This is a genomic window from Herbaspirillum sp. GW821-FHT09A12, assembly GCF_059418325.1.
The window spans coordinates 185,776-198,003 of sequence record NZ_JBWKPR010000003.1; the positions used below are offsets into that span (position 1 = coordinate 185,776).

Consider the following 12,228-nt stretch of genomic DNA (forward strand, 5'->3'; position numbering starts at 1 on the left):
GGACAAGACTAAGGACGGCGACGCTTGCCCGGCTTTTGCAGGCGCGCCTTGCTGTGTTCGAGGTGGTTGCGGGCCAAGCGCTCGGCCCGCTTGCTGTCGTGCGCGCGCAGCGCCTCGACGATTTCCTGGTGATGCTTGAGCGCGGTCTGCGTGTCGCGCTGGGTGTAGCGCATCAGCTTGACCTCGTCGATGAAGAATTCGCGGAAGCCTTCAACCATCTGCGTCAGCCGCTGCGAGCGCGCGGCTCGCAGGATCAGCATGTGGAAATGATCGTTGAGCGCGGCACGTTCGGCCAGGGCATCAAGCGGCAGCGCCTTGCTGTCTTCGAGCACCTTCTCGAGCGCCTGCAGCTCGGCGTCGGTGATGCGTTCGGCGGCCAGCCGCGCGGCGGCTCCTTCCAGCGCCTCGCGGATGACGAAGATGTCGCCCTGCTCCTCGGCGGTATCGACCACCTCGACGCCACCGTAGGTCATCGGCGTGACCAGCAGGTCGCTCACCAGGCGCGAGATCGCTTCGCGCACCGGCGTGCGGCTGACTTGCAGCCGCGCCGCCACTTCCAGTTCCACCAGCCGCGTACGCGCCGGGATCTCGCCGCTGAGGATGGCTGTGCGCAAGCGCCGGTAGATCTGGTCGGCCATGCGCGCGACCGGCACGCCCTTGGGCGCGAACCAGGGCGTATTGGCATCTGCAATGGCGGCCAAGTCCTTGGTGGAATCGGCGGGCGTTGGAACTTGAGGGGTGTTGTTCATGGCTTGTCTCGCGTTGTTGTGGCGACGGCTGCTCGGAAAATCATCGGTCGACATCGGTTTAGCAGAATCCATGCCAGCATCCATTTCTACATTCACTGTTGCATGCAATGAAAATGCCGATGCCACATGGAAAAAGGCCGGATTCTCTCATGCCTCACGCCCCAAACCAGCCATGACAAAGGCCATACGCAAAAGGCCCCATATCGTTCGCGTTCGCGCGCGCGTGCCGATCAGTCGCTGAAATGTGTCGGTTCAGGCGGCGAAAGACGGCGCACCAATGCGCTCCATTCCAGGCTGATCGATGAATTTGACGGGTCGGCATGGTGTTTTTCCACGCTGCGTTCGTACTGGCGCGCGGTATGTTCGCGCACGGCTTCCGGCACTTCGGTGACCGGCAGGCCGGTCGCCGAAATCGCCATCTGCGCCTGGCAGGACATGTCCAGGTTGCGCATCAGGATGAACGCATCGGCCACCGTATGACCCAGTGTCAGCATGCCGTGGTTACGCAGCACCAGCACGCGCGCGGTGGGCCCCAGGTCGGCAATGAGGCGCTCGCGCTCCTCGGTGTCGAGCGCAATGCCTTCGTAGTCGTGGTAAGCCACGCGGTTATGGAACTGGAACGACCACTGGTTGCTCGGCAGCACGCCGCAGGCCAGCGACGACACCGCCACACCCGCCACGGTGTGCAGGTGCACCACGCAACCGGCGTCCGGCCTGGCCATGTGCACGGCGCTATGCACGACAAATCCGGCGGTGTTCACCGAGTACCTGGTTGGCTCCAGAATGCGGCCTTCGGTATCGATCTTCACCAGCGAGGATGCGGTGATATCGCGAAACAGGACGCCATGCGGGTTGATCAGAAACTGATCATGGGTGCCTGGCACACGCGCCGAAATGTGGGTCCATATACTGTCTTCCATCCCCAGCAGCGCGACCAGCCGATAGGCCGCGGCCAGATCTTCGCGCACCTGACGCTCTTCGGGCGAGATGGCAGAGAGGATAGAAGCCGCGCCTGTAGACGCGGCAGCCGCAGGACGGATGGAGTTGGCGAGATCGCTCACGATGGTTTCCTTGGTGTCGGGTTGAAAGGGTCAATTGCGCAGGCCGGCAACAGCCTGCGCAGCGGGAGTCGCAGCGGAAATCGGAATAGGCGCCGGCAGCACCGGCACGGTCTGTTCGAAGGCCGCACGGGCGAACACGGGCGCCATGGCCTGCGCCAGCGCGGGGCAGCGCATGCGCCATTGCAGCCCGGAAAAGCGCAGGTCCAGATAGGCCAGCGCGCAACCGGCGGCGATAACCCCCAGGTCGTAGCGGCCAGGCCAGGTTGCAGCCAGCGCTTCGAGCTCGTCCAGCGCGGCGTTCATCTTGGCGGTCTGCGCGGCAATCCAGTCGTCCCAGCGCCGGTCTTGCGGACGCGGCCCGATCTCGTAGCGCACCAGCAGGGCGGCGTCGAGCAGGCCATCGGCCAGCGCCTGATCGCGCAAGATGCGCCAACGCGCCTCGCCGTCGGCCGGCAGCAGCGCGTTGCCGGGCACGACACTGCACAAGTAGTCGGCGATGACGCGCGAGTCGTAGAGGGAAAGGCCGGCGTCGGTGATGAGGACCGGCACCTTGCCCAGCGGATTGTGGCGGGTAATGCGCTCGTCGCGCTGCAAGGGATTGGCGGCGCTGGGCAAGCGTTCGATGCGCTCATGCAAACCCAGTTCGTGAATCAGCACCGTGATTTTTCGCACGAAAGGCGAGGAAGTGGAATACAACAATTTCATTGTGCGGCCTCGCGGTTGGATGCCGGCGCGGCAGGCGCCAGCACGTAATCCTGCGGTGTAGCAGCACGGCTGACATAGCCGGCCTGCAACGGTTCATACAGCTGCCACAACGTGCGCAGCGCTTGCAGCGGCTGCTCCTGGCCGTCCACCCGCAGGTCGACTTCCGGCCAGTCCAGCGTATGCGCGACCTGTATGCCGGCCGAGCGCAGCGCGCGCTCCTCGCCGCCTTCCGCCAGCCCGCGCTCAAGGGCGCGCAACAGACGTTCGGCCAGCGGCAGGTCGGCAGTGGCGACGAACGTTTCGACCATGACGCCTGGAATATCCCTGTTGGCCAGCATGTTGCCGGCAGCGGCGCAGTCGAGCCCCAATGCATAGGCATGGACGGGCAACGCCTGCGCGCCGGTGAAATGGGCGGTACGCCCCTGGGCATCGAGCACCAACAGTTGCCGGTAGCCTGATTGCGGATCGGCGCGTACCAGCATATCCAGCACGGTCGCTGCGGGCCGGCCGTTGCCCAGCAGCTCAAGGCCGAGCACGCCCAGCCCGGGATCGGTCAGGTTTTGCGTGGCGACCACGCCGGCGCCGGCGCGAGTCCAGGCGCACCGGCTGGCCACGCACAAGCTGGACGACGTGACGCCCATCCCCAGCATCCCGCTGCGGGCGCAGCGTCCGACGATGGAAAACGTCATGCGCAGGCCTCCTCATGCGTCGGCACTGCCGCGCCGATCTGGCGATAGCAGCGGTCCACGTATAACAGGCCCGGGCGTGGCGCCAGCGCCATGCTGCCGATATTGCCGATCAGCACCGCGTGCGTGGCGTAAGGGATGTCGCGCGCCAGACGGCAATCCAATGCCACCAACGCGCCTTGCAGGGTCGGCGCACCGGTATCGCCCACACTCCATTGGGCGCAGGCGAAGCGGTTGTCGCGCCATCGGGCAATGCGGCCGGCGAAACTGTCGGCGACATGGCTTTGGTCTGCGCCCAGCAGATTGACGCTGAAGCAGCCGTTGCGGCGGATGATGTCGAGCACCGGGCTCATCTCATGCACGCAGACCAGGATCGACGGTGGATCGGCCGACAGCGAGCACACGGCGCTGACCGTCAGCCCGGCGCGTCCGGCCGGGCCGTCGGTGGCGACCACCGCGACCGATGCGGCGGCGTGGCGCATGGTCTCGATAAAAAGCGTTCTGGCATCCATGATGTCTTCTTTCACAAAAGGAGGAGTCAGGGCGGCGTTCATTCGATGCGGAACATGCGGTTGAGCCCGACTATCCGCCCGGCCAGCAGCACCAGCCCGGTGGACAGCGCGATCAGCACCACCGCCATGGCGGCCACGGTGGGATCGTCGAAGTCGCGGATGTAGCTGTAACCCTCCACCGGCAGCGTGCTCATGTCGGCGGTGGACAAGAACACGCTGATGGAAAAGTTATCGATGGCCTCCACGAACACGAAAGTGCCGCCCGCCAGCAGGCCCGGACGCAGCTGCGGCAGCACAATGCGCCAGAACACCGACCAATTGCCCGCCCCCAGATTGCGGGCGACATCTTCCAATTCCGGCCGCAAGCCATGCATGTTGGCCACCAGCGTACGCACCGCGAACGGCAGGCTGAAGCAGGTCATGGCGATCACCAGCCCCGTGAAGCCGGGGCCGATACCGATATGGCTCAGATAGATCAGGAAGGCGATGCCGGTCACCACGCCCGGGATGAGCAGGGGCGACATCAGCAGCGCGTTGATCAACTCGCGCCCGCGGAACTGGCTGCGCACCAGCCCATACGCGGTGGGCACGGCAATGGCCAGCGATAACGGCGTGACAATCGCGCCCATGGCCATGCTGGTGCGGGCGGCGCTCATGAAGCGGTCATTGGCAAAGAAGTTGGCGAACCACTTGGTCGACAGACCATGCATCGGCCAGCTGAAATAGCTGCCGTCGTTGAAGGCGTAGATCACGATGAAGATCACCGGCGCCAGCAGGAACACCGCCGTGGCCAGGGTAAGCGCCAATATGGCCGGCGAATAAAGTTTGTAATTACCCTGCATCAGGCGCCCCTTTCATGCCGGGTGTGAACACTTTCTGCGCCGCCGAGAAAGCCCAGACGAAGAACAGCGCGACGACCAGGAACACCGTGGCGGTGGCAGCCGCGAACGGGAAGTCGTAGGTGGCAAAGATGTAGTCGTAGATGGCATTGGCCACCATGCGCACGCGCCCTCCGCCCAAGATCAGCGGAAACAGAAACGAACTGAGCGCCATGGCAAACGTGAGCGAGCCGGCGGCGATGATGCCCGGCACCGCCAGCGGCAATGTCACGTGGACAAAGGCGCGCCAGCGCGTGGCGCCGAGGTTGATGGCCGACTCTTCCAATGAACGCGGCACGTTCTTCAACGGCCCCATCATGGTCAACACAAAAAACGGCAGCACGAAATGCAGCAGTGCGATAAACACGCCGGTCTCGTTATAAACCAGTTGCAGCGGCTTGGCGATCACGCCCAGTTGCAGCAGCAGCGCATTGATCAGTCCTTGATTGCCCAGGATGATCAGCCAGGCGTACGCGCGGGTGACCGAGCCCGCGAGGAAGGTCACGGCCATTGCGCCCAGCAGCAGGCCGCGCAAGACGCCCGATTCGGCGCGCACGATGACATAGGCTACCGGATAGCCGAGCACCAGCGAAGCGAGGGTAAGCTCGGCCGACAGCCAGAGCGTCTTGCCCAGCACGGCCAGGTCGGAAGCCGAGCTGAAGTAACGCGCATAGTTGGCCAGACTGGGCGAACCGCCGTAAGAAGCCTGCCCCGGCACCTGGTGCAGCAAGCTGGTGTAGAGGAAGGCCGCATAGGCGCTGAAGAAGAACGCCATCACCACGAACGCCGGCGCGAAGTTCCAGCGGGAAGCGCGATGCTGCAATGCATCCTTGTCGATCGCCATGCTCATGCCTCCAGCAATACGCAGTCCTGCGGTGCGGCCGTGAGCACGACCTGCTGGCCGGCATCGAACAATACATCGTCCTGGCGGCGGGGACGTTCGACCATCACCCGCCCTACCCCCGGCACGCTGACCTCGTAGCTCACACCGTGCCCCAGGTTGACGCAGAACGCCACTTGGCCCGGCATGTGCAGCGCGCCCATGCCCGGGGCGGCCCCCGTTTCCATGGACGCGATGCCCATCGCACCGGGCCGCACGGCCACGGCGGCCGCCTGCCCGGCCGCACGCGTCCCCGACAGGCTCACCGTGCCGGCGCCCGGCAAACCGATTTCCACACGGCCGGCAGCAGCCGATTGCACCGTGCCCTTGAACACATTGGCGCTGCCAATGAATGTCGCGACAAATTCAGAACGCGGCCGGTCGTAGATTTCCAGGGGCCGGCCGAACTGCTCCAGCCGACCGTCTTTCATGACGGCCACGTAGTCGGAGATGGTCATGGCTTCAGCCTGGTCATGGGTGACGCAGACCGTAGTCACGCCGACAGCCTTTTGCAGTTTGCGCAGCTCAACCTGCATTTCTTCACGCAGGCTTTTGTCGAGCGCCCCGAAGGGTTCATCGAGCAGCAGGATCTTGGGGTCGGTCACCAGCGCGCGGGCCAAGGCCGCACGCTGCTGCTGCCCGCCGCTGAGCTGGGCGGGATAACGGTCGGCCAGGTGCGCCAGGCGCACCATCTCCAGCGCCTGCATGGCACGTTCGCGGGCGGCGGTCGGTTTGACCTTGCGCATCTTCAGGCCGAACATGACGTTCTCCAGGATGCGCATGTGCGGGAACAAGGCATAGCTCTGGAAGACCATCGCCGTCTCGCGCTGGAACGGCGGCACCGCGGCCACATCCCGCCCGCCGATCCGGACCTGGCCGCCAGTGGCGCTGGCGAAGCCGGCGATGATGCGCAGCAGGGTCGACTTGCCGCAGCCGCTGGGGCCCAGCAGCGTCAGCAGCGCTCCCGGCGGCACGGACAGGGAGATATCGTCGAGCGCGGTGAAGGCGCCGTAGTGCTTGCGCACTTGCTCGATGACCAGGCCGACGCCCGCCGTGTGAAGTGGTTCTGTCATGGAAATGCCCGTCTGTGGATGCAATGTATCGGCTGTATGTCCGGCGTTCAGATCAGGCGGCCACACCGGCCAGGCGCGCGGCGCGCTGCATGGAACCCTTGCGGTCGAAACTGCTGTAGAGCGACATCGCCTGCACCATCGGCGGGCTCTCGGCAAACATGGCGTAGGCGCACATGCGGCCGGCGAAGCTGCTGGCGGTCAGTTCCGCCACCAGGTTGAGCACCTTCAGCCGGTTCTCGGCGGTGACGTCGCCGATGCGGAAATACTTCTGCACGTCCGGCCCGGTCAACGGACTGCGCAGCGAGCGCTCGTCGGGCTGCATTACCGCGGTGCCGCCGGCCAGGTCGCGCAGGATCTGCACCATTGCATAGAAGTTGGAAGAGGCGTAGACGCGGCCGGCGTTCTGGATGCTCAGATTGGGCATGATCATGCCGCTCTCGCTGACCTGGTGCTCCGATTCGGAGGCGAAGATGAAGGCGCGGATGGCTTCCCGGTACCCCATCAGCGCGGCGATTTTCTCGCGGATCGCGGGGATCGCGCCCAAGCGGGTGTGCTCGGTCACCAGCAATGCCGCGCCCACCAGCGTGTCGGCCTTGGCATAGGCACGGTTGAGGAAGCCCTGCGCCGCCCAGTTGTGAAGATCCTGGCGGATCAGCGCGGCCAATTCCGGCTTGCGCGAGAAGATCACATTTTCCCAGGGGACAAAGACGTCGTCGAACACGATCAGCGTGTCGAGCTCATCGAATTGCGACGATAGCGGCTTATCGAAACCGTTAGGCGTTTCGAAGTGCGGCGCACGGCAAATGTGGCGCAGGTTGGGAGAATTGAGCGGCACGATACACGCCACCGCGTAGTCGGTGTTTTCCGGCACCCAGGAACCCACGGTCGGCTTGACGAAAGCGGCATGCGCGTAGCAGGCGCCGGTTTCGAACTTGGCGCCGCGGATGATGATGCCGTCCTCGCGTTCCTCGACCACCCGGGTGTACATGTCGGGATCGTCCTGCTGATAAGGTTGCTTGCTGCGGTCGCCCTTGGGGTCGGTATTGCCCGAGGTCAGGAACCAGTTGCTGACCTGCAGCTTCTTGAGCCAGCGCACCGCGTTCTCGTAGTAGCGGGTATCGTACTTGTCGAGCAGGGCCTTGCGGTCCTTCATCACGAACAACGGCGTGACGGTCTCGTCGCCGAAGCGGTCGATGACCGGACTGACCTCGTTGAGGATCGCGGCCGTCATCTCGCGGCGGTTGCGCAGGTCTTCGATGGTTTCGGGCAGCTTGTAGACGCGGCTGGCGACTTCGCCCTCCTCGTTGATATAGCCGAAGACGTCCTTGTAGCGCTCGTCGTGCTGGAGGTCATAGAGGGCCGCCATCGCGTCGACCATGGGCTTGATCGCCGGATGGGTGGTGACGTCGTCGACGCGTTCCCCGTTGACGAAGACTTGTCGGCCGTCCTTGAGGGATGCGCGGTATTGGTTGCCGGTGAGCAGTGCCATGGTGTCAGTTGCCTTGAGAGAGAAGTGAAGGAAGTTGCCGGATCAGTTCGCAAAACAGCGCGCCGCGGTCGACCAGGCTTTGGAGTTCGATGATTTCCTGCCGGCTGCAGATGTCGTGGCAGACCGGGCCGAGGCCGTCCAGGGTGGGAATGCCCTTGGCGGCAGTAAAGTTGCCGTCCGAGCCGCCGCCGGCCGGAGGCGCTTCGAAGAGCGCCAGCGACAACTCCCCGGCCACCGATTTCGCCAACGCCACCAGCGCCCGGTTGCGTTCGCTGGTGAACGCGGGGCGCGTGAGGCCGCCGCTGAGTTCGACCGACACGCGTTCGTCGCGCCTGTCGGCGGCGATGCGCTCGATGGCCGCGCGCAGCGCTGCGGCTTGGACATCGGTGCGGGCGCGCAGGTCGATATCCATGCGCGCCTCGCCCGGCACCACCTGGCGCGCGGTGCCGCCTTGCAGCACGCCGACATTGACGATGGCGCCGTTGTCCGGATCGGAGAGTCCGTCGAGCTCCACCACCTTGCCCGCAAGCTCGCGCAGTGCGCTGGCGCCCTTGGCATAATTGCTGGCGCAGTGCGCGCTGCAGCCGCGGGCCTTCATGAAGAAGGCGCCGAGCGCACCGCGCGCACTAATTACGCCGCCGCCCGGACGGCCGGGTTCCAGCACCAGCACCACGTCGGCGTCGCGCGACTGTTCTTCGATCAGCGGGCGGCTATGCGTGCTGCCAAGTTCTTCGTCGGGGACCAGGATGAAACGGATAGATTCCAGCGCATCGAAGCCACCGGCGATGAGCGTGCGCAGCGCAAACAACGCCATCACCAGCCCGCCCTTCATGTCGCCGACGCCGGGACCGGTGGCGCGCGCCTCGTCAAGGCGCGTGTAGGGCCAGCCGGCAACGGTGCCGGCCGGCCAGACCGTATCGCAATGCCCCAGGATCACCAACCGGCCGCGCCCGCCCAGGCGGCGTGTGGCGACCACCAGATCGGCTCGTTCGGGAACGGCAAGGCGCTCAATGCCGAAGCCCATGTCAGCCAGCAAGCCGGCCAGACGCGCACTCACGCGAGCGACGCCTTGGACGTCATAGGAGCCGCTATCGATGTTGACCAGCTCTTCGAGCAAGGCCAGCATCTCCGGCAATTGCGCCTGAAGCATGACTTGCGCCTGCAGCACTGGCTGCGGCGATAAGGAGGAGGAATTCTGGCGCATAAAGAAATGGAATCCGGTTGCTTTTCAGCCCAGCCCCATGGGCAGCATCACCACCCGGGACTTCGGCCTGCCCTGTCGTTGCCGCACAATTTATTGCATGCAGCAAAGGATAATAAGCAAATCTTGTGCCATACAAAATTATGCCAAGATTTTTTACGCCATAAATTAAATTTAATTCATTAAAAACATATAGTTAAGTAATTTCACCGGGCCAGGTGAAGTGCGCCGCGAACGACAACAACATGCGCTATGCGTGATTTATTTCGCACCAAAAACGACATTATTTTTCTTTTTTTGTTTGGAGTTGGGGCGAGAAGATAGTACTTCTCGATGGAGTAAACACAGATTTTTCAATGACGGTGATCGCCAGGAAACTCGCTGAACTGATTGCTATCCAGCCGAGTTTCCCGGAAATGCGCTCATACCCCCCCTCCACCTCCCCCCCGAGAGCGGCAGGCGCCCTCAATCAATAGGTATAACGCAAAGCCACCTGCAGGCTACGGGGCGGCGCCGTGTACTGCCGACGAGTATTGTCGTTTCCGGTGGAGGACGGCAGTTCCCCGACGTCGGACCAGCGCTCGTAATAGGCATTGAAGACGTTCTCCACGTTGAGCGTGATGGTCAAGCGCGGCAAAGGCTTGACCCAGGCGCCGGCGCTGACCACGGTGTAGGGCGCGGTCAGCAGAAGCGTGCTGCCGTCAGATGGCTTGGCAATGCGATCCGCAGACTTGCCCCAGGAATGCTCGATGTCGGCATGCGTCCCCCACTTTTCCTGCCGGTACCTGGCGCCGATGACGGCGCGCATGGGCTGGACGGAATCCAGCGGTTGCCATTGGTTATCCGAATACAACACGGTAGCACCGTCGGCAGCAAGGCTTGGCCTCGTAGGAGACATCACATCCCCTCGCGTATAGGCGATGGCTGCATTGAGGCGCCAGGCGGCATTGACGTCCCATTCCGCACGCGCTTCCGCCCCCCTTACGTATGCCTCACTTTGGTTCATATCACGATAGACATAAGGCCCAGGCAAGGTCATATCCAGTTTGGCCAAACGCCTCAGAATGAAATCGCTGTAACGACTCTCAAATGCAGCCATGGAATAGCGGAAACCGTTCGTGCTGCCACGTATACCGAGCTCTTTACCAGTTACCCGTTCCGGCCTCAGATCAGGGTTTCCGAAAGAGGTGTAGTAAAACGCGGGATTGGAGAAATTGGAATTGAGCTGATCCGGCGTCGGCGCCCGGAATCCCTTGGCATAGTTGAAGTAAGGCGCGAAGGCTGGCGCAATCGACCAGATCAGGCCCAGACGCGGCGTGAAGGCATGATCACTTTGCGATTTCACTGTAGTCTTATTAAACAAGAGCTGTGCTTTGTCATAGGCCGACAGGGAAGACTCATCCGGTGCATTGCGAAAAAAATCGTAACGCAGCCCTGGAATAATCTTCAAATTCGCAATGGATATCTCATCTTGGATGAAACCGCCAACAAGCAGGTATGACGTATCAGGGGATGGCTTGTAGGGGTACTGCTGCCTGGAAAATGGAACCGTCCCTCCGACTGAAGCCCCAATATCAGAACGGCTGAGATCCATACCATAACGCAGCGAGTGGCCGCCCCAGGAAGTATGAAAATTAGTATCAGCCACAATGCTCATACCCATAGTTTTGTCGTTATAAGAATTGTCTCGCAAACGCTGCAATACCGGCAGAGCGGATCCATTGAAGGCACCGTACTTATAAAAAAATTCCGTCTCTGCCGTTCCTTGGGGACCGAAGACCCGATCACGAGTCAACTGTCGCACGCTTGAATCCTGCCAATACAAATGAGCGTGCAATCGGCTCAACCAGGCTGCCTCATTCCCGTCATGAAAATATTCAAGCGAGAAACGCCGCCGCTTGGTCGTGTCGTAGGCATTCATCGACTGAATCCGCCTAAATTCCTGCACAGGCGACACCTCGGTCAGCAGGTTGGTATCGACCTGCATGTTCAGGTTTTCCAGCGTGGCCTGCAGGCGATTGGCCGCATCCGCCCTGAAACCCAGCTTGGCCAGGTAATAACGGCTTTCCATGTTCGCCGGATTGGGCGCGGTACGGTTGCTGTTGGGGCGCTGGTCGTTCTCTTGCGACCAGGTCTCGTGGCCGCTGCGCAGGCTGCCCATGAACATGCCCTGCCAGCGCCCGTCGTCGAAGGCGGCGCCGGCTGAATGGTTGAAGGAGTTGTCTTGCTGCGCATAAGAGGACTGTATGAAGCCCCCGGCATTCTTGCCCGCGCCAATCAGGTCCTGCGGCCCTAGCGTGGTGACGCTGACCACGCCGGCCAGGCTGTCGGCGCCGTATTGGGTCGAATTCGCGCCGCGCAGGATCTCAATCTTGCGGAAACTGTCGATATCCCAGTAGTCGCCACGGCCGGTCTGGAATGCCGGGCCGAACGAAAAGCCATTGGGCAGGCGGATACCGTCCTGCACGATCAGCACGCGATTGCCTTCGATGCCCCGGATATTGATGGCTTCGTTACGGGCGCGTCCAGTCGCGGAACGGGTGGAGGAAAAATTCGACGGACGGGTGCGCACCACCACATCCACCTCGTCCTTGAGCGCATCCTTGATGGTGCGGGCGCCTTTTTCATCGAGATCCTCGCGCGTAACGACGGTGACGGTGGCGGCAACGTCATCGGCGATATGGCCGCCATGCACGGTGATGTCATCGAGTTGGCCGCGTGTTTGCACGGCATGGCCGTCATCGCTTGCGCTGGCATGGGCGAACAGCCCGTGCATGCCGATCAATGCGATGGCAAGGGGGAGTTTCTTCAACATCGGTCAGTCTTTCCTTGGATGTGTCGGCTGACTGATGCGTAGCTGGCGAAACACGGTGAAATGGAGAAAATTCGGCTTAGCGGCGCTTTGTTAGCGGCACTGAAAAGGATCGGATGGATTGCCCAAGGTATGGGCCTGACGCCGGCCAATGCGGATGATTTGGCTTGCGAAAACCGAAG

11 protein-coding genes are annotated in these 12,228 nt (G+C 62.7%); all 11 read right to left on the reverse strand.

From position 1 onward, the window contains the following. Window positions 1–8 precede the first annotated feature (8 nt). Window positions 9–749, reverse strand: a complete 741-nt coding sequence (locus AC07N6_RS11030; RefSeq protein ID WP_494781880.1) for a GntR family transcriptional regulator — start codon at window positions 747–749, stop codon at window positions 9–11. A gap of 230 nt (window positions 750–979) precedes the next feature. After that, window positions 980–1,810, reverse strand: coding sequence for a class II aldolase/adducin family protein (locus AC07N6_RS11035; RefSeq protein ID WP_494781881.1), 831 nt, complete (start codon window positions 1,808–1,810; stop codon window positions 980–982). A 30-nt stretch (window positions 1,811–1,840) separates the two neighbouring features. Continuing rightward, window positions 1,841–2,515 (reverse strand): glutathione S-transferase N-terminal domain-containing protein, encoded by a 675-nt coding sequence (locus tag AC07N6_RS11040; protein WP_494781882.1) that lies wholly within the window; start codon window positions 2,513–2,515, stop codon window positions 1,841–1,843. Beyond that, window positions 2,512–3,204 carry a DUF1028 domain-containing protein gene (locus tag AC07N6_RS11045; protein ID WP_494781883.1) on the reverse strand — a complete coding sequence of 231 codons (693 nt, stop codon included), beginning with the start codon at window positions 3,202–3,204 and terminating at the stop codon, window positions 2,512–2,514. Before AC07N6_RS11045 ends, AC07N6_RS11040 begins: the two co-directional genes overlap by 4 nt. Further along, a complete protein-coding gene (locus AC07N6_RS11050; RefSeq protein WP_494781884.1) occupies window positions 3,201–3,713 on the reverse strand; it encodes a flavin reductase family protein in 513 nt (170 codons plus the stop codon). The genes AC07N6_RS11045 and AC07N6_RS11050 overlap by 4 nt, the downstream gene beginning before the upstream one ends. 38 nt (window positions 3,714–3,751) lie before the next feature. Further along, window positions 3,752–4,555 carry an ABC transporter permease gene (locus AC07N6_RS11055; protein ID WP_494781885.1) on the reverse strand — a complete coding sequence of 268 codons (804 nt, stop codon included), beginning with the start codon at window positions 4,553–4,555 and terminating at the stop codon, window positions 3,752–3,754. Next, window positions 4,545–5,435 carry an ABC transporter permease gene (locus AC07N6_RS11060; protein ID WP_494781886.1) on the reverse strand — a complete coding sequence of 297 codons (891 nt, stop codon included), beginning with the start codon at window positions 5,433–5,435 and terminating at the stop codon, window positions 4,545–4,547. Before AC07N6_RS11060 ends, AC07N6_RS11055 begins: the two co-directional genes overlap by 11 nt. A gap of 2 nt (window positions 5,436–5,437) precedes the next feature. Further along, complete coding sequence (locus AC07N6_RS11065) at window positions 5,438–6,544, reverse strand: ABC transporter ATP-binding protein (protein WP_494781887.1); 1,107 nt, start codon at window positions 6,542–6,544, stop codon at window positions 5,438–5,440. A 52-nt stretch (window positions 6,545–6,596) separates the two neighbouring features. Next, complete coding sequence (locus AC07N6_RS11070) at window positions 6,597–8,033, reverse strand: 4-hydroxyphenylacetate 3-hydroxylase family protein (protein ID WP_494781888.1); 1,437 nt, start codon at window positions 8,031–8,033, stop codon at window positions 6,597–6,599. A gap of 4 nt (window positions 8,034–8,037) precedes the next feature. After that, entirely contained in the window at window positions 8,038–9,183 is a 1,146-nt protein-coding gene (locus AC07N6_RS11075) for a M20 family metallopeptidase (RefSeq protein WP_494786256.1), read from the reverse strand. Between the two features lie 520 nt (window positions 9,184–9,703). Then, the gene (locus tag AC07N6_RS11080; protein WP_494781890.1) at window positions 9,704–12,049 is read right to left on the reverse strand and encodes a TonB-dependent hemoglobin/transferrin/lactoferrin family receptor; all 2,346 of its coding nucleotides are present in this window, start codon (window positions 12,047–12,049) and stop codon (window positions 9,704–9,706) included. Between the last annotated feature and the right edge of the window lie 179 nt (window positions 12,050–12,228).

What these genes read in the sequence shown, in the direction of transcription:
- AC07N6_RS11040 (WP_494781882.1), bottom strand. Translation starts at nt 2,515, where the DNA reads ATGAAATTGTTGTATTCCACTTCCTCGCCTTTCGTGCGAAAAATCACG.
- AC07N6_RS11060 (WP_494781886.1), bottom strand. Translation starts at nt 5,435, where the DNA reads ATGGCGATCGACAAGGATGCATTGCAGCATCGCGCTTCCCGCTGGAAC.
- AC07N6_RS11050 (WP_494781884.1), bottom strand. Translation starts at nt 3,713, where the DNA reads ATGGATGCCAGAACGCTTTTTATCGAGACCATGCGCCACGCCGCCGCA.
- AC07N6_RS11045 (WP_494781883.1), bottom strand. Translation starts at nt 3,204, where the DNA reads ATGACGTTTTCCATCGTCGGACGCTGCGCCCGCAGCGGGATGCTGGGG.
- AC07N6_RS11055 (WP_494781885.1), bottom strand. Translation starts at nt 4,555, where the DNA reads ATGCAGGGTAATTACAAACTTTATTCGCCGGCCATATTGGCGCTTACC.
- AC07N6_RS11080 (WP_494781890.1), bottom strand. Translation starts at nt 12,049, where the DNA reads ATGTTGAAGAAACTCCCCCTTGCCATCGCATTGATCGGCATGCACGGG.
- AC07N6_RS11070 (WP_494781888.1), bottom strand. Translation starts at nt 8,033, where the DNA reads ATGGCACTGCTCACCGGCAACCAATACCGCGCATCCCTCAAGGACGGC.
- AC07N6_RS11065 (WP_494781887.1), bottom strand. Translation starts at nt 6,544, where the DNA reads ATGACAGAACCACTTCACACGGCGGGCGTCGGCCTGGTCATCGAGCAA.
- AC07N6_RS11075 (WP_494786256.1), bottom strand. Translation starts at nt 9,183, where the DNA reads ATGCTTCAGGCGCAATTGCCGGAGATGCTGGCCTTGCTCGAAGAGCTG.
- AC07N6_RS11030 (WP_494781880.1), bottom strand. Translation starts at nt 749, where the DNA reads ATGAACAACACCCCTCAAGTTCCAACGCCCGCCGATTCCACCAAGGAC.